Source organism: Arcobacter caeni (assembly GCF_003063245.1).
In the GTDB taxonomy this organism is placed as follows: domain Bacteria; phylum Campylobacterota; class Campylobacteria; order Campylobacterales; family Arcobacteraceae; genus Aliarcobacter; species Aliarcobacter caeni.
In genome coordinates this window covers 53,909-71,362 of the sequence record NZ_MUXE01000003.1, presented here as the reverse complement: position 1 = coordinate 71,362, position 17,454 = coordinate 53,909, and the positions used below count along the sequence as shown (strand labels likewise).

The following is a 17,454-nucleotide window of genomic DNA, read 5'->3' as shown; positions in this document are numbered from 1 at the left end:
GATATAGCCTTTTATTTAAAAACTCTGTTGAATATTCCATCAACATTTTTTGTGTAATAATCAAAATTAAAACACTCTCTAATTTTTTCTTCACTTAAACTTGTTCTTAATTCATCATCTGCCAATAAATATTGAAGATATAAAGACTCACCTTTTTCGTTTGTAGTTGATTTTCCTTGTTGGATTTCTTCCCAAACTTTCATTGCATTTCTTTGAACGATTCTATATGCATCTTCTCTACTTACACCTTGTAATGGAAGTTCTAATAATACTCTTTGAGAGAAAACCAATCCACCCGTTAAGTTAAGATTTTTCATCATATTTTCAGGCATTACTGATAAATTTGCAATAACACTATTCATTCTATGTAACATAAAATCAGATGTAATAAATGCATCTGGTAACCAGAATCTCTCCGTTGATGAATGAGAAATATCTCTTTCATGCCAAAGTGCAACATTTTCCATTGCTGGTGCTACATATGCTCTTATCATTCTTGCAAGTCCAGTTATATTTTCAGTTAAAATTGGATTTCTTTTATGTGGCATTGCAGACGAACCTTTTTGACCAACTGCGAAATATTCTTCACATTCATAAACTTCTGTTCTTTGTAAATGTCTTACTTGAACTGCGAATTTTTCGATTGAAGATGCAATTAATGCTAAAGTAGTTGCAAGTCTTGCATATCTATCTCTATGAATTACTTGGTTTGAGCAAGGCTCACATTTTAAACCTAATTCAGCCATTGCATACTCTTCAAGTTCAAGTGGTGCGTGAGCAAAGTTACCCATTGCTCCTGAGATTTGACCAACTGCGATTACTTCCATTGTTTGCTCTAAGTTAAGTAAATGTCTTGCCATCTCATCATACCAAACTGCTAAAGTTAATCCAAAAGTTATAGGTTCACCGTGAATTCCATGACTTCTTCCAACCATTAAAGTCATTTTATGCTCTAATGCTCTTTTTTTGATTGATTCCATTAGCATTTTTACATCTTCGATGATGATTTTTAACGAGTCTCTCATTTGAATAGCAACACCTGTATCAACAGCATCTGACGAAGTCATTCCATAGTGAAACCATCTTGATTCTTCACCTAAACTCTCACTTACACTTGTATTAAAAGCTATTAAATCATGTTTGGTAACCGCTTCGATTTCTTCAATTCTCTCAACTGAAAAAGTTGCATTTTTAATAATCTTTTCACAATCCGCATCAGGGATAAGTCCTAGTTTATTCCATGCTTTAACAGCAGCTTTTTCAACTTCAAGCCATGCTGCATATCTTGCTTGTTGAGTCCAATGTTTTGTCATTTCAGCTCTTGAGTATCTTTCAACCATATAATGTCCCTTATAATCATCTTTTATGAATTTTTATTAAAAATTGTTATTTATTTAAGTATGATATTGTATCTAAAAAGACAAAATCTAAAATTAAAAAATAACATATTTCCAAAAAAGAACAGGACGAAAACTTGCCATTTACACTCAAAAAACATAAAGCAATTATAGGTAAAAAAATACAAATATTTTTAATTCATGAATTAGGATTAGACCCAAAAGTAGGACAAAGATTAACATCCAAAGGAAGAATTTTTGATGAAAATATGAATACCATAAATACAGGTGAAACAATTCCTACTGATTATATTTATATTGCTGTTTTTGAAGGTATTTCTAGGGGTTTAAAACCTTTAATTGAGTTTAATGATTTTGCAATTTTTGATAAACCAACAAACTTAATGGTTCATCCTATTTCTAAAAATACACCTTATTCTTTACTTGATGAAATCAGGTTTCATTTTGGAGAAGATGCAAATTTAATTCATAGAATAGACGCCGAAACATCGGGTTTAATAATAGTTGGGAAAAACAAAAAAAGTGAAATAGCACTAAAAGAGATGTTTCAAGAAAAGAAATATCATAAATCATATTTAGCAATTGCTCAAGGACATATAAAAGAAGAGATTACTATCAACAAAGGACTTGATAGAGAAGGGTTAGTAATTGGGGTTAGAATGAAAGTTTGTGATGATGGAAAAGAATCTGTAACTATTATAAAACCCATAAAATACAACAAAGAAAAAGATTTAACACTTATTGAAGCAATCCCATTAACAGGAAGACAGCATCAAATTAGAGTTCATTTATATTCAATGGGGCACAGAATTTTAGGTGATCCAATTTATGGTGTTGATGATGAAAATGCTGAAAATTATCTAAATAAAACTTTAAGTGAAGAGGATAGATTTGAAGTTACAAAATCAAATAGATTATGGCTACATGCGAATTATTTGGAATTTACTTTCAAAGATGTTACTTATAAAATATTCTCTAAAAATAAAGACCTTTATGAACAATTTATAAATTAATTAACTCTGCAAAAAGGTAGAGGATTTATATCAAAAACCCTACCAACATTGTTAAAACTCCCAAAATAACCAACCAAATAAAAGAAGAAATTGTTTTATCTTTACCAAACCACAAAGCATAAATTGATTTTAATATATTGTTACTCCCAGCAGATATTATAATAGCTGATGCGATTTGTGAGGGTTCAATTGCATATTTACCAGTTAAAAGAGACAAAATAAATGGGTCAATATCTGCAAAACCTACAATTGTAGATAAAAAATGTAATCCACTTGTTCCGTAATTCTCAATAACAAAATTTGTAACCATCATAGTAATCACAAATAAAATTGCAAAAATAAATGCCGTACCTAATTCAAGAGGATTTGCATCTGTAACTTCAAAATTATTTATACTTTTTGATGCTTTTTTATAATAAACATAAGTAACTATTCCTGTTAAACATACAAAAAATAAAAATGGTAAGAAAATCGTTTTTGCTACTTCCATATTGAAAATAGCTGAAATTGCCAATATTCTTATGTACATAACAGAAGTTGCAGCTATTATTGAAGCTGTGATAATGTGGTTTTTTTCTGAAGTTTGAGCTTTTTTTGATAACACAACCGTTGTTGCAGTTGAGGAATATGTTCCACCAATTAAACCTGTTAAAAAAATACCTTTTGATGGAAAAAGATATTTTTGTACAATATATCCAGCATAAGAAATCGCAGAAATAACAACAACTGTTAACCAGATTTTATAAAGAGAAATACCTAAATATGGTATTAGTTTATCTTGAGGAAGTAAAGGAAGAATTACAATTGAAAGTAAAACCATTTTACCTAAGGTTTCAAACTCATAAATATTTATATTCATATTAAAACTAAATATTTTATTTTTTGCATTTAATAAAAAAATTGTTACAACAAAAATCAAAGATGGAAACCAAAAAGGAAAAAGATTTGACAGAGGACCAAAACTATAAACAATTAATAAAACTAAATATAAAACAACACTATGTTTTTTTTCATTCAATAATTTGTAATAAAAAATAGTAAATAAAGCAGTAATTCCAATAAACCCAATAATATAAATAGAAAAATTAATTGGTTCAATTTTATATAAAACAAATCCTAATACACCAACAAAAGTGTAGGTTCTAGCTGTTCCAAAAAATTCATTATCATCATCTGAATGAAATTTTAGTTTATAAGCTCTTATTTCTAAACCGATTAAAAAACTATATAAAATAGTTAAAACAAAATGTGTTAATATCGAATCTATAATCATTTTTTAATTAAACCTTTTTCATAACAAATTTGATCAAATTTACAAACAATATCTCTATCAAAGGCCAAAAGTTTTTCATTTTTCTTAGCATATTCCACATTTGATAAGAAATGTTTTATTACATTTATTCTAGCTTCTCTTTTATCATCAGCATTTACAACATACCAAGGCGCATAAGCAAAAGAGGTTCGTATAAACATATCGTCTCTAGCTTTTGAATATTTTTCCCATGATTCTTCAGCTTTTTCATCAATTGGACTTATTTTCCACTGTTTTAATGGATCTGTTTTTCTATCTTTTAATCTTAATCTTTGTTCATCTTTCGAAATATCAAGATAATATTTGAAAAATATAACACCTGAATGATTTAACATTTGTTCAAAATTACTTACTTCATTAAAAAAACATTTTAACTCTTTATCCGTACAAAAATTCATAACTCTTTCAACACCAGCTCTGTTATACCAACTTCTATTAAACAAAATTATCTCTTGAGATGATGGTAAATGAGGAACATATCTTTGAAAATACCAAGATTTTTTATCTCTACTTGAGGGAATTCCTAAAGCTACACTTCTCACTTCTCTAGGACTTAAATGTTGTAAAAATCTTTTTATTATTCCATCTTTTCCAGCAGTATCTCTTCCTTCAAAGATAATACAAACTTTTAAATCTTTTTCAATTACTTCTTTTTGAAACTTTACAAGCTCGATTTGTAAATCATACAACTCTTTTTTATATTTTTTTCTTTTCATTGCAAACCTACATATAATTTTTTATTAATTTTATAGTTCTAATATTATCTTAATTTTTTTCATTATTTACATTTTTCATAAATGATCGTTATATATTAAGTTATATAATGCTAAGATTTTTTTATTTGTCGTTATATACAAATAAAATAACTGAAAGGATTTATGTGGAAATTTCATCAAATTTAACTTTAGAGATTTTTAATCAACCTTTTTTATTAGAAAAAAGAATTGAGTTATTAATAGCAGTTAAAAGAACAGGTTCAATTAGCAAAGCTGCAAAAGAAGTTCCTATGAGTTATAAAGCTGCATGGGAAGCCATTGAAGCTATGAATAATCTATCAACAATACCCATTGTACAAAGAGAAACAGGTGGAGTTGGAGGTGGTGGAACAAAACTTACACCTTATGGTGAGAATCTGATAAAAACCTTTGAAATTTTAAGAAATGAGCAAAAAAAGTTTCTTAAGAATTTAAGTCAAATGACAGATATTAATACAGGGACATTAAAAACTATAAGGAAATTATCAATGCAAATTAGTGCTAGAAATCAGATAAGTGGTACTGTTGAATTAATTGAACGAGGGAAAATAAATGCACAAGTATTTATTAAATTAAAAAGTGGAAATACTCTTGTTTCAGTTATTACAAATACAGCAGCAAATAATCTAAATTTAGAAATTGGTGATGATGTGGTAGCCATTTTTAAATCAAGCACAGTTTTAATTACAACAGATATTGCATTAAATATTAGTGCAAGAAATAAATTTGATGGAATAGTTGATTCTATTAATCAAGATGAAATTAATACAGAATTAGTAATTGATATTGGAAATAGCGAAAAAATTGCCTCTATAATAACTTCAAGTTCACTTGAAAGGTTAAAAATAGAAAAAGGGTCACAGGTGAGTGCTATTATAAAAGCCTCAGATGTAATAATTGGAAAATAAGGAAAAAAAATGAAAAAAATAATCTTAGGATTTATGGTTTTATGTTCAAGTATATTTGCTGGTGAAATAACTGTTGCAGCAGCTGCAAATGTTACTTACGCTATGGATAAATTAGTAAAAGAATTTAATGTTGCAAACCCTGATACAAAAGTAATTGTTACATTAAGTAGTAGTGGAAAACTAGTTTCACAAATCGAAAATGGTGCACCATTTGATATTTTTATGTCAGCTGATATGAAATTCCCTCAAGCATTATTTGATAAAAAATTAACTAAAACAGCTCCAGTAATTTATGCTCAAGGTGCATTAGCAATGTTAAGTTCAAAAGAGCTTGATTATTCAAAAGGTATAAATGTATTAAATGACAGTTCAATATCAAAAATTGCTGTTGCAAATCCAAAAACTGCACCTTATGGAGCAGCTGCTGTTGAAGCAATTAAAAATGCAAAAATAGGAAATGGTGTTGAAAGTAAATTTGTATTCGCAGAATCAATTTCACAAGCTGTAACTTATGCTATTACTGCTGCTGATGTTGGTTTTATCGCAAAATCATCTTTATATGAGGGTAATATGACTAAATATAAAGAGAATAAAAATTGGATAACTGTTGATCCAAAACTTTATACTTCAATTGACCAAGGAATCGTAATAATTGACCATTCAAATAGCCTTGTTGGATTAATTAAAGATAACAATAAAAAAGAAGAAGTAAAAGCTTTTTATGATTTTATTTTAGGTGCAAAAGCTAAAAAAATATTTGAAGATTATGGATATATCGTAAAATGAGTCAATTTGTTGCAACAATAACAAAAATAAATAATGTTGACAATTTAAATATTGTTGAGTTTGATTTTTTTGGATTAACTTTAAAAATGATGAGTTTAGACTTAAATGATGATGTACAAATAGGTAAAAAGGCAAGACTTGTGGTTAAACCTTCAAATATTTCTATTGGTAAAAATTTATCAGGTGAGTTGAGTTTATCAAATAAAATTGTTGCAACAATTGAAAGTTTAGAAAATGGACAATTATTAAGTAGTGTGGTTTTAAGAAAAAATGACACTACTTTTGAAAGTATTATAACTGTAGATTCATCTAAAAGGATGAATCTGCAAATTGGAGATGAAGTGACTATTTTGATAAAAGCGAGTAATTTATCTATTTGGGAAATATTAAATGATTGAAATATTAAGAAATATTGAATTTGAACCGTTTATACTATCTTTTAAATTAGCAGGAATTACTACTTTAATTTTGTTTATAATTAGTTTGCCAATTGCTTGGTATTTATCCCAAACTAAATCAAGATTTAAACCTATATTAGAAGCAATAACTGCTTTACCTATTGTTTTACCACCTTCTGTTTTGGGATTTTATATACTTGTTTCTTTGTCTCATAATTCACCAATAGGTCAGTTTTTCCAAGAATATTTTGGTATAAAATTGGTTTTTAATTTCACAGGTTTAATAATTGCTAGTTGTTTTTATAGTTTGCCTTTTATGGTTCAGCCTTTACAAGGTGGATTAGAAAGTATAAATAAAAACATGCTTGAAGCTAGTTATATAAGTGGTAAAAGTAAACTAGAAACTCTTTTTAGAGTTGCACTACCAAATATTAAACCTGCTTTATTAACAGCAATCATTATTACATTTTCTCATACTGTTGGAGAATTCGGTGTTGTTTTAATGATTGGTGGAAGTATTCCAGGTGAAACAAAAGTAGCATCAATTGCTATTTATGAATTCACAGAAACTATGGATTATACAAATGCTCATATTTATAGTGCAATTATGATAACTCTTAGTTTTCTTACACTTTTAGGTGTTTATATTTTTAATGGAAAACAAAAAAGAGTATTTGCAGGACTTAGTAAATGATAAAAATTGATATAAATAAAAAACTTTATGGTGCAAATGGAGAGATGGATTTAAATATAAATCTTGAAATAAAACAAGGGGAATTTTTAGCACTTACAGGATTTAGTGGAAGCGGAAAAACAACACTTTTACGAATTTTAGCAGGTCTGGAAGAAGCAAGTGGAACTATAAATATTGATAATGATATTTGGTTAAATAATAAATTCTCTTTAGCTCCACAAAAAAGAGATATTGGTTTTGTATTTCAAGATTATGCTTTATTTCCAAATTTTTCAGTGCTTGACAATCTTTTATATGTAAATAAAGATAAAGAATTAGCTAATTATTTACTAAAAATGACAGAATTAGAAGAATTAAAAAATAGATTCCCACAAACATTAAGTGGTGGACAAAAACAAAGAATTAGTTTATGTCGAGCTTTAATGAATAGACCAAAAATATTATTATTAGATGAACCGCTATCTGCACTTGATCCAGATATGAGAACAAAACTTCAAAATGAAATCCTAACTTTACATAAAGAATTTGGAACAACCACAATCATGGTAAGTCATGATTCAAGTGAAATTTATCGTTTAGCAAATCGTATAGTAGTTTTAAATTATGGACAAATAATAAATGATGGAATTCCTAAACATATACTTTTAAAAACAAAAGGTAGCCAAAAATTTTCATTTGAAGGTGAGCTTTTAGATATAGTAAAAGTTGATGTAATTTATGTAGCAATAGTTTCAATTGGTCAACAATTAGTTGAAGTTGTTATTAGTAAAGATGAAGTATTAAATCTAGAAATAGGGCAAAAAGTAACTCTTTCTACAAAAGCATTTTCACCTATAATCCAAGGTTTATAAAGGAAAATTATGGGATTAATTCAAACAAATTTAGACGCTTTAGATTTTGCAGAACTTTATAAAAAACAAATGAAAAGTTCAACTTTTAAAAGTAAAAGTAGTCAAGATTGGGATAAAAGAGCAAATAGTATGAATATAAATGTTCATAAAAGTATTTATACAAAAACTTTTATTGATAAAATTGATACAACAAATGCCTCATCTATTTTAGATGTTGGTTGTGGACCTGGAAACATATCTTTAGCTATTTCTTCAAAATTATCAAAAATTTATGCATTAGATTATTCAAAAGGAATGTTAACTTGTGTTGAAGATAATTGTAAATTAAATAATATCAATAATATAAGCACTATTCATAAATCTTGGGATGATAATTGGGATGATGTACCAAAAGCAGATATTGTCGTAGCTTCAAGGTCAATGGAAGTAAAAGATATAAAAGATGCACTTATAAAACTAAACTCAAAAGCAAATAAAAGAGTTTACCTAACTACAAAGGTTGGAGGAAGTTTTATAGATACACAGATTCTAAATCAACTAGAAAGAGAAATTTATCCAAGACCTGATTATATTTATTTAGTAAATGTTTTGCATAGTATGGGAATATTTGCAAAAGTTGATTTTATTTTAAGTGAAAATACAAAATTTGAAAATTCAAATAAAGAAGAGTTTATACAAAGAGTTAGTTGGAGTTTAGGTGAACTTTCAAATGAAGAGAAACTTGTATTGGAAAACTATTTTGAAACAACATATAAATATATAAAAACGCCCAATTACATAAAATGGGCATTAATTTCATGGGAGAAAAAATGTTAAGAAAATTATTATTAGCTTTAATAGCTACAAGTTTAGTTTTAAGTGCAAGTGATTTAAAAATTGCAGCAGGTGCTGGTTATAAAAAACCTTTAATGGAAGTAATCAAAGAGTATGAAAAAAATGGGGAAAAAGTTGAAGCAATATTTGGACATCTAAAACAAGTAAGCACACAAGCTACACAAACAGATATTGCTTTAATTATTGGGGATAAAAACTTTTTAGTAGAGAAAAGTGGTTTAACATTTAAAGATTTCATAACTTTAGGTCATGGTGAATTGGTAATTGTTTATCCAAAAGACAAAAGTTTAACTTCAATAAATGATTTAACAAAAGAAAATATCAAAAAAATAACAATACCAGATTCTGAAAAAGCAATCTATGGAATAGCAGGAACGCAATTTCTAAAAAATGCAAATTTGGAAGAAAAAGTAAAAGAAAAATTAATAGTTGTATCAACTGTTCCTCAAGCTATGACTTATATTTTAACAAATGAAGTGGATGCAGGTTTTGTAAATTTAAGTGAAGCTATTGCAAACAAAGATAATATTGGTGGTTTTATAAAAGTTGATAAAAAATATTATACACCTATTGAAATAGTTGTTGGAAAACTAGAAAGTTGTAATACAAAAGAGTGTGAAAAATTTGCAACATTCCTAACATCAAAAACTGCAAAAGAGATTTTTGAGAAATACGGTTTATAATTAATATGGATTTAGCACTTATTTCAACTCCTTTTTTATTGAGTTTAAAAACGATTAGTGTAAGTGCTATTTTATTTATATTTATTGGTATTCCAATAGCTTATTTACTTGCTAAAAAAAATCTAAAATTCAAATGGTTACTTAATACCATTGTAACTTTACCTTTAATTTTTCCTCCCATTGCTGTGGGATTTTTTCTACTTTTAATTTTAGGAAGAAATGGTTTTATTGGGAAATTCTTTTATGAATTTGATATATCTTTAATTTTTAGTTTTAGTGGAATTGTAATTGCTGCATTTATAGCAGGACTTCCTTTAATGGTAAAACCCTTACAAGCTAGTATCGAACTTTTTCCAAGTGCGATAAAAGAGGCTTCATATATTAGTGGGAAAAGTGAAATAAAAACTTTTATTTTTGTTGTTCTTCCTAATATAAAAAATACTTTGATAGTTGCACTTTTGATTTCAACTGCTAGAGCTTTAGGAGAAGTTGGAATCACTTTGATGCTTGGAGGAAATATTATAGGTAAAACGGATACCATTTCATTGGCGATTTATAATGCTGTATTTGATGGAGATTACAATCTAGCTATGATTTTAAGTGGAATTCTAGTCTTTATTTCTGTGCTGTTTTTTATAGCACTAAATTTTTTTGAAAAGAGAAAAAATGTTTAATTTATCAATAAGCGAATTAGAAAAATATATACAAGATGATTTACCATATTTTGATTTAACCACCAGTTTACAAAATTGTAATAATGCAAAAGCTCAAATTGAAGTTTTTACAAGAGAAGATATTATTGTTTCATGTAGTGAAGAAGCTGCAAAAATTGCTGAACTTTTAGATTGTAAAGTTGAGTTTTTTATAAAAAGTAAAAATAAAGTTGAAAAAGGAAACACTATTTTAAAGTTTTCAGGGCTTTATGAAGATGTTCACAAAGCATGGAGATTAACTCAAGTTCTTTTGGAATATAGCTGTAAAATAAGCACTTATGCTGATCAAATGAAGGAAAAAATAGAGAAAATAAATCCATCTTGCGAACTCCTAACTACAAGAAAAACTTTTCCTTTTTCAAAAAGATTTTGTATAAAAGCCACAATTTGTGGTGGTGCAACAATTCATAGATTAAATTTATCAGAAACAATTTTATTTTTTGATGGACATAGAATTTTATATAAAAACAATGAAGAATTTTACGAAGATTTAAAAAGAATAAAAACAAAAATTCCAGAAAAAAAACTAAATGTAGAAAGTTATACTTTTGAAGATAGTAAAAATCTAATGAAATATGCAGTTGATGTAATTCAACTTGATAAAATAAATTTAGAAGAGTTAGAAAAAGTTGTAAATTACAAAAATCAAAACTTCCCAAATATAAAAATAACAGCAGCTGGTGGAATAAATCTTTCAAATGTTGAAGAATATGTTAAAAAAGGTGTAGATGGAATTGTTACAAGTTCTGTGTATAACTGTGGAATGGCGGATATTAGTAGTAAATTAAAGCTTATTTAAATATAGGGAAAACCCTATATTTCCTACATTTATTAAGCGATTAAGATTACACTTGAAGCTTTAAAAATAGCATAAGCTTCTTCTGCTACTTTGATATTTAAATCTTCAACAGCATCATTTGTGATAATTGCAGAAATAACACCTGTTCCAATAGAAAGTTTTACTTCACTGTTTACAGCACCTTTTGTAAGTTCAACTACTTTTCCTTTTAATACATTTCTAGCAGTTGTTTTTACTAAATTTTTTGTAATGATAATTGAAGATGCTTTAATGATTGCAGTTATGTTATCATTTACCTTAGCTCCTAAAGAGTGAATTCCTTCTTTAGTTACTGTTGCACTAACTGTTACATCAGCAGAAACAGTGATTTTCACTTCACTCATTACAGCACCATCAAGTATATTTGTAATTTTCCCAGTTAATTCATTTCTAGCACTTGTTTTCATAATATTTCCTTTTAATTTAGTTATTTTATTCACAGATTTTAGGCTTATTATTATAAATTATGGCTTAATTAAAAAATATATTTTTATATCGTTGTATATATAAGTACATATATAGCGATATTTAAAAAACTTTTTTTAATAAAATAAAATTTATTTGACATTAATAAAAAATAAAATAATATATCTTAAAAAAATTATTTAATTTAATATTTGTAAACTAAATTACCCAAACTAAAAATAAATATCTTGAGAATTTTGCAATTATTACTAAAATCAAAAACTTTTTAAAATCATATTTTAAAGTTCCTGCAATAAAAGTAATTGGATCACCAATTATTGGAAGCCAAGAAAAAAGAAGACAAAATCCACCATATTTATCAAAATAATTTTTAGATTTTAAAATAAGTTTTTCACTCAAAAGTTTTTTATTTATTAAATATTCTTCACCTTTTAAACCCAAATAATAGTTTACAACTGAACCTAAACTATTTCCTAAAGTTGCAAAAAATAGTAATAAATATATATTATAACCAGCAAAAATATCATAAATCAATAAAGCTTCACTTCCAAGTGGAAATAAAGTTGCTGATATAAAAGCCGTAGTAAATAGTACTAAATAAATCATTTTATTCTTTCAAAGCATAATATAAAGATTTTTAAGATATAATTCCAAACTTAAAAGAGAAGCATTGAGAATATTTCAAATATTTTGAATGCTCTTCTTTAGACCTTTACAATTGTTATTTGAGGCAATGCCCCAGGATGGGAACATAGCAAGGCACTTCATTTAATGGTGTGTTTGGGTATCTGGAGAAGAGTACTTAGGTACTCTTTTTTTTTGCTCAATTTTTAAATTAAATCTAAAAAATCAGAATTCAAAATCAACAACTTTTTTTCAACTTTATTATAAATAAATCTTTTATCATTAACTTTTATTCCATTAAAAATCATTGATTTTATCTCTTGTTCAGTTTTATTATATCTTTTCATCAAAACAAAAAAATCTTTTACTGTAATAAAATCATTAACAATATCTTCTTTTTTTTGATTTTTTAAATTAGATTCAATTTGTGGTTTATAAATAGAACGCATTTCATTAAATGCGCTTTGTAAAAGTTTTATTTCTGAATTAAAAACTTCAATTATTCTTTTTTGATTTTTTTCTAATCTAAAAATTTCTGAAATGTACTGTTTTTTCATCCATTTCATAGATTTTTTTAATAAGTCAATTTGTTCATTTTTAACATCTAAAACAGCTTGCACGGCATCAAAAGTAGATTGTGATGTAGATAATTTAACTTTTGATTGAGTTTGAGTATTTTCCACTTTTTCATCATCATTAATATAAACAAAAGTTTTTCCATCTTTTTTAATAGATTTTAATTGTTCTTTCTTAATTCTATAATGTATTCCTTGTAAAGATAAGCCCAATATTTCAGCTGCTTGTGAAGTTGTAACTAATCTTTCCAAGGTTTAAGTCCTAAAATTTCGAACTATCTATTTCAATAACTGTATGTACATTTCCTCTTGGTTTAAAATCTCCAATTACTTTCATCCATTTTGGCTCTAATTTTGAAAATAAAGTATCAAAAATTTCATTAATAGAATTTTCATGTGAAACTTCTCTAAACATAAATGTATTTATATAAATTTTTAAAGCTTTTAACTCTATTACTCTTTTATTTGGAGTATATTGTAATTTTATTGTTGCAAAATCTGGATAGCCACTTCTTGGGCATTTTGCCATAAATTCAGGTAATTCAATATCAATTATATAATTTTTATCATGTTCATTTGGCCAAAAATTTTCATCTTTATTAATATCAAACTCTCTAATTTCTTTTTCACCATATTTCATTTCCATAACTTTTATAACCTTTTATAAATATAATTTTTGCCTATTTTACCCAAAAAAGACTTATAAGAGTTACTATTTAGAAACTATGACTCATTGTTTCTTGGCACAAATCACAATCACTTTGATTTTTATTACATAAAACACAAGGTCTTAAATTAGTAAAAGTTCGTTCAAAATTTTTGTTATTTGGATTTATTGAAGCAATATAAGAGACATTTTGAACAGGATCGTATAATAAAAAATCAATGATTTCTTGATTTAAGTTTGAGTTTCGAGCTAGGTTTCTTCTAATTGACATTGATGAATGATTTTTTAGGAGTAACATTTCATCAAAAGAAGTAGTTTTTAAAGCAATATCTAAAAGTTCAGCAATGTTTTTAATTAATAAATTCATTTTTTCCTCCAAAGCTATAATATATAGAATTATTATATCTTAATTTATTATTTAAATAGAGGAAAAACTGTATAAAATATAACAATAATAAATATTTTATTGTTATATTCTAAATAATTAATTTTTAAACATCAAGATGTTCAACATCTTTTGCATGTTCTTCAATATAGTTTCTTCTAGGTTCTACTTCATCACCCATAAACAGAGTAAATGTATCACTTGCAATTTCTGCATCTTCTACTTTTACTCTTAAAAGCCTTCTATTATCAGGAATCATAGTTGTTTCCCATAATTGCTCAGGATTCATTTCTCCTAGACCTTTATATCTTTGAATATAAGCGCCTTTTTTAGCTAAAGCTTCAATATCATCTAAAATATCTAATAAATCACGACCTTCAAATACTGTTAAATCTCTTTCTACAAGCTTATTGTAAATATATGTAGCTTCACTAAAATATGGTGATGCAAATAGATCCTCATCAATTATAAGCTCTTCTAAACCCTCTTTTGTTTGTACAAAAAGTTGGATTTTATCTTCAAGAACTGTTTTTGATAAAATATTGTAACCTTTTGCAAGTAAAAAATCTTTAACTTTTTCATATAAAGATGCAAAATCAAGATTAACTAAATCAGAATTTTCAATTAAATATTTTAATACTTCAAGTAAAGAGTATCTTTTTCCTAATTGTCCTAACATACTTCTATATCTTGAAACAATTTTAAATAAATCTAATAAATCGTTATAACCTAATCCCTCAAATGAAAAAGATTCTAAACCATTTTCAATTAAAAATGCAGATAATGCATTATCATCTTTTAGATAAATTTCATTTTTACCTTTTTTATATCTATAAAGTGGTGGTTGAGCAATATATAAATATCCACTATCAACGATAGGTCTTAAGAATCTAAAGAAAAATGTTAATAGTAAAGTTTGAATATGTGATCCATCAACATCCGCATCGGTCATAATAATGATTTTATGGTATCTAACTTTTTCAGCATTAAAATCTTCACCAATTCCACAACCAATTGCAGTAATCATATTTCTAATTTCATCTGATTTTAAAATTTTATCAAGTCTTGATTTTTCAACATTTAAAATCTTACCTTTTAGTGGTAAAATCGCTTGGAAAACTCTATCTCTTCCTTGTTTTGCTGAACCTCCCGCTGAATCTCCCTCAACTAGATATAATTCTCTAATTGCTGGGTCTTTACTTTGACATTCTGCTAATTTTCCAGGAAGTGTTCCAACAGTCATAGCATCTTTTTTTCTAGTTAAATCTCTTGCTTTTTTAGCAGCTTCACGACCTCGTGCAGCCATTAAAGATTTTTCCATAATTGCTTTTGCTTGTTGTGGATTTTCTTCAAAATATTTATCTAAAGCATCACCTGTTAATTTTTGAGTAATTGCTTTTACATAAGATGAACCTAATTTACCTTTTGTTTGTCCCTCAAATTGTGGTTCTGGAACTTTTACAGAAATAACTGCAATTAATCCCTCTCTTACATCATCACCTGTAATTTTTGTATCTTTTTCTCTAGCTGCTGCATTTTCATTTAAATATTTAACAATAGATCTTGTAAGTCCAGCTTTAAAACCAGCTTCATGAGTTCCACCATCAATAGTTCTAATATTATTTACAAAAGATAAAGTTTTTTCTACATAAGTATCGTTATACATAACAGCAATATCAGCTTCAACACCATCAATAGTATCATTAAAAGCAACTGCATCACAAACAGGAGTATCTTTATTCATATCCTCAACAAATTGTTTTAATCCACCTTCAAAATGGTAAACTTCTTTTGTTTTTGTGATTTCATTATCTAAAGTAATTGAAATAAATGAATTTAAATATGCAACTTCTTTAAATCTTTTTGCAAGTATTGCAAATTCATATCTGTTAACTTCAAAAATAGAATCATCTGCTAAAAATTCAATTGTTGTTCCTGTTTTTCTAGGACTATCACCAATTACTTCAAGAACTCCTTGTGCAATACCACATTTAAATTCTTGATAGTGAATTTTTCCTTCTCTATAAATCGTCATTTTTAAATGTTTTGATAATGCATTTACAACAGAAACCCCAACTCCATGTAATCCACCAGAAACTTTATAAGTATCTTTATCAAATTTTCCACCCGCATGAAGTACTGTTAAAACAACAGTTGCTGCACTTATTCCTTCACCTTCGTGAATTGCAGTTGGAATTCCTCTTCCATCATCTTCAACTTTTATCCAATGATCTTTTGTCATAGTAATTTTAATATTTTTACAATAACCAGCCATTGCTTCATCAATAGAGTTATCTACAACTTCATATACTAAGTGATGTAATCCATTTGTATTTGTATCACCAATATACATTCCAGGTCTTTTTCTTACAGCTTCAAGACCTTTTAATACTTTAATATTACTAGCGCCGTATTCTTGTTCACTCATTATAGATTTCCTTATTTTTGTTTAATTTTTGTTTATTATTTTTCTAAAACTATTGGCATTACAATAGTAAAAAATTTATCATCTTCTAGTAAAAATGGTAAATTAGATTCATTAAAACCAATTTTTATTTTTTCATTATTTGACATACTTAAAAAGTCTAACAAGTATTTAGCATTTACTGCTAAATAAAACTCTTTTTCAATATTTAAATCAATATCAATTTGAGTTTTAGATTCACTATCTTCATCAAGAGATTCAAAAAGAATTGATGTTGAGTTAAATGTGATTTTAATATTTGAAAATAAAGAAGTTACTAATTTTATAGATTCAACTAACATACTTTTTGGTAATGGAAAGTTATATTTTAAAGTTGATGGAATAATTCTTTCATAATCTGGGAATTTTCCATTTATTAGTTTTGTAAAAAATTTTGTATTTTCATTTGATATAACAAGATTTGTATCATCATAAGATATTTTTGCATCATCTAAAAATAGTTTTTGAATTTCTATTATTGCTTTTTTAGGAATAATAAATTGAGCTTCTTCATTTGTAATATTTTGTAAAAAAGAAACTGCTAATCTTCTTGTATCTGTTGAAACAAAATTTATTTTTTGACTTTTAATATCTAATAATGCACCATTTAACTCAAATTTTGGATTATTATTATCAATTGCGGGAGTAATTTTTCTAATAGAATTAATAAAATTAATAGTTGAAATTGATAATTCTTTTAAATTTTCTGATTTATTTAAAGATGGAAATTCATCTGCATCATAAGTTGGTAATTTAAAAGTTGATTTATTTTGTTTTATAACTAGATTATTATTTGAAGCTTCTATTATAATATCTTCATTTTTTAATCTTTTTATAATACCTAATAAATTAGAACCATTAACTGTTGCTTTTCCATCAACCATATCAGTTATATTATCAATGTATGATTCTAATCCAATTTCATAATCAGTTGCTTTTATGATTAGTTTTGCATTATTGATTTCTAAATATATATGTGATGTGATTGCACTAGAATCTTTTTTTTCTAAAAAAGGTTGCATTGAAGCTACAACATTTTCAAAGATATTCTTTGTAATTACGAATCTCATTTTGTCTCCTATATTTTTATTTAATTTAGTGGAAGTAGTAGTTCATGTGAAAAGATGAAAATACCTTTTAAAACACTCTGGAGTCGAACTTTACCCCAGT

General features: G+C 26.5%; 20 protein-coding genes and 1 other RNA gene. 11 read left to right on the top strand and 10 right to left on the bottom strand.

Translation table 11 applies throughout. The features are described from left to right. Positions 1 to 11 precede the first annotated feature (11 nt). Entirely contained in the window at positions 12 to 1,340 is a 1,329-nt protein-coding gene (purB, locus tag B0174_RS02865) for an adenylosuccinate lyase (protein ID WP_108558143.1), read from the bottom strand. 134 nt (positions 1,341 to 1,474) lie between these two features. Here purB and B0174_RS02860 point away from each other — a divergent pair, with 134 nt between their 5' ends. Continuing rightward, a complete protein-coding gene (locus tag B0174_RS02860) occupies positions 1,475 to 2,371 on the top strand; it encodes an RluA family pseudouridine synthase (RefSeq protein ID WP_108558142.1) in 897 nt (298 codons plus the stop codon). Between the two features lie 25 nt (positions 2,372 to 2,396). On the opposite strand, the gene B0174_RS02855 is transcribed toward B0174_RS02860, so the two are convergent. Together B0174_RS02855 and ppk2 are read right to left on the bottom strand one after the other, a co-directional pair. Then, positions 2,397 to 3,644 (bottom strand): MgtC/SapB family protein, encoded by a 1,248-nt coding sequence (locus tag B0174_RS02855; protein WP_108558141.1) that lies wholly within the window; start codon positions 3,642 to 3,644, stop codon positions 2,397 to 2,399. Beyond that, positions 3,641 to 4,399 (bottom strand): polyphosphate kinase 2, encoded by a 759-nt coding sequence (ppk2, locus tag B0174_RS02850; protein ID WP_108558140.1) that lies wholly within the window; start codon positions 4,397 to 4,399, stop codon positions 3,641 to 3,643. The genes B0174_RS02855 and ppk2 overlap by 4 nt, the downstream gene beginning before the upstream one ends. Before the next feature lie 164 nt (positions 4,400 to 4,563). Here ppk2 and B0174_RS02845 point away from each other — a divergent pair, with 164 nt between their 5' ends. The 9 genes from B0174_RS02845 to modD are packed head-to-tail and all read left to right on the top strand — an operon-like array spanning position 4,564 to position 11,104. Beyond that, positions 4,564 to 5,346, top strand: coding sequence for a TOBE domain-containing protein (locus tag B0174_RS02845; RefSeq protein ID WP_108558139.1), 783 nt, complete (start codon positions 4,564 to 4,566; stop codon positions 5,344 to 5,346). Between the two features lie 9 nt (positions 5,347 to 5,355). Further along, positions 5,356 to 6,132: a molybdate ABC transporter substrate-binding protein gene (gene modA / locus B0174_RS02840; protein ID WP_108558138.1), complete on the top strand. Its 777-nt coding sequence runs from the start codon at positions 5,356 to 5,358 to the stop codon at positions 6,130 to 6,132. Beyond that, positions 6,129 to 6,530, top strand: coding sequence for a TOBE domain-containing protein (locus B0174_RS02835; protein WP_108558137.1), 402 nt, complete (start codon positions 6,129 to 6,131; stop codon positions 6,528 to 6,530). The genes modA (B0174_RS02840) and B0174_RS02835 overlap by 4 nt, the downstream gene beginning before the upstream one ends. Continuing rightward, positions 6,523 to 7,224 (top strand): molybdate ABC transporter permease subunit, encoded by a 702-nt coding sequence (modB, locus tag B0174_RS02830; protein WP_108558136.1) that lies wholly within the window; start codon positions 6,523 to 6,525, stop codon positions 7,222 to 7,224. Before B0174_RS02835 ends, modB (B0174_RS02830) begins: the two co-directional genes overlap by 8 nt. Continuing rightward, a complete protein-coding gene (locus tag B0174_RS02825; RefSeq protein WP_108558135.1) occupies positions 7,221 to 8,075 on the top strand; it encodes an ABC transporter ATP-binding protein in 855 nt (284 codons plus the stop codon). Before modB (B0174_RS02830) ends, B0174_RS02825 begins: the two co-directional genes overlap by 4 nt. A 9-nt stretch (positions 8,076 to 8,084) precedes the next feature. Beyond that, positions 8,085 to 8,891 (top strand): class I SAM-dependent methyltransferase, encoded by an 807-nt coding sequence (locus B0174_RS02820; RefSeq protein ID WP_108558134.1) that lies wholly within the window; start codon positions 8,085 to 8,087, stop codon positions 8,889 to 8,891. Then, the gene (gene modA / locus B0174_RS02815; RefSeq protein WP_108558133.1) at positions 8,885 to 9,592 is read left to right on the top strand and encodes a molybdate ABC transporter substrate-binding protein; all 708 of its coding nucleotides are present in this window, start codon (positions 8,885 to 8,887) and stop codon (positions 9,590 to 9,592) included. Before B0174_RS02820 ends, modA (B0174_RS02815) begins: the two co-directional genes overlap by 7 nt. 5 nt (positions 9,593 to 9,597) lie before the next feature. Beyond that, on the top strand, positions 9,598 to 10,266 hold the full coding sequence (gene modB, locus B0174_RS02810; protein ID WP_165790381.1) for a molybdate ABC transporter permease subunit: 669 nt from the start codon (positions 9,598 to 9,600) through the stop codon (positions 10,264 to 10,266). Beyond that, complete coding sequence (gene modD, locus B0174_RS02805; RefSeq protein WP_108558131.1) at positions 10,259 to 11,104, top strand: ModD protein; 846 nt, start codon at positions 10,259 to 10,261, stop codon at positions 11,102 to 11,104. The genes modB (B0174_RS02810) and modD overlap by 8 nt, the downstream gene beginning before the upstream one ends. Before the next feature lie 32 nt (positions 11,105 to 11,136). On the opposite strand, the gene B0174_RS02800 is transcribed toward modD, so the two are convergent. Together B0174_RS02800 and B0174_RS02795 are read right to left on the bottom strand one after the other, a co-directional pair. After that, the gene (locus B0174_RS02800; protein ID WP_108558130.1) at positions 11,137 to 11,550 is read right to left on the bottom strand and encodes a TOBE domain-containing protein; all 414 of its coding nucleotides are present in this window, start codon (positions 11,548 to 11,550) and stop codon (positions 11,137 to 11,139) included. Positions 11,551 to 11,767: 217 nt separating this feature from the next. Beyond that, positions 11,768 to 12,175 (bottom strand): YqaA family protein, encoded by a 408-nt coding sequence (locus tag B0174_RS02795; RefSeq protein WP_108558129.1) that lies wholly within the window; start codon positions 12,173 to 12,175, stop codon positions 11,768 to 11,770. A gap of 95 nt (positions 12,176 to 12,270) precedes the next feature. Between B0174_RS02795 and ffs the strand changes: the two genes are divergently transcribed. After that, an RNA gene (ffs, locus tag B0174_RS02790) (signal recognition particle sRNA small type) lies at positions 12,271 to 12,367 on the top strand. A gap of 32 nt (positions 12,368 to 12,399) precedes the next feature. On the opposite strand, the gene B0174_RS02785 is transcribed toward ffs, so the two are convergent. The 5 genes from B0174_RS02785 to dnaN form a co-directional block, all read right to left on the bottom strand. Continuing rightward, complete coding sequence (locus B0174_RS02785; protein WP_108558128.1) at positions 12,400 to 13,020, bottom strand: DNA-binding protein; 621 nt, start codon at positions 13,018 to 13,020, stop codon at positions 12,400 to 12,402. A 10-nt stretch (positions 13,021 to 13,030) separates the two neighbouring features. Next, positions 13,031 to 13,408 (bottom strand): preQ(1) synthase, encoded by a 378-nt coding sequence (gene queF / locus B0174_RS02780; RefSeq protein WP_165790384.1) that lies wholly within the window; start codon positions 13,406 to 13,408, stop codon positions 13,031 to 13,033. 76 nt (positions 13,409 to 13,484) lie between these two features. Continuing rightward, positions 13,485 to 13,802, bottom strand: a complete 318-nt coding sequence (locus tag B0174_RS02775) for a hypothetical protein (protein ID WP_108558126.1) — start codon at positions 13,800 to 13,802, stop codon at positions 13,485 to 13,487. Positions 13,803 to 13,926: 124 nt separating this feature from the next. Further along, positions 13,927 to 16,248 carry a DNA topoisomerase (ATP-hydrolyzing) subunit B gene (gene gyrB, locus B0174_RS02770; RefSeq protein ID WP_108558125.1) on the bottom strand — a complete coding sequence of 774 codons (2,322 nt, stop codon included), beginning with the start codon at positions 16,246 to 16,248 and terminating at the stop codon, positions 13,927 to 13,929. 35 nt (positions 16,249 to 16,283) lie between these two features. Then, positions 16,284 to 17,354 (bottom strand): DNA polymerase III subunit beta, encoded by a 1,071-nt coding sequence (gene dnaN, locus B0174_RS02765; protein ID WP_108558124.1) that lies wholly within the window; start codon positions 17,352 to 17,354, stop codon positions 16,284 to 16,286. Positions 17,355 to 17,454: the final 100 nt, after the last annotated feature.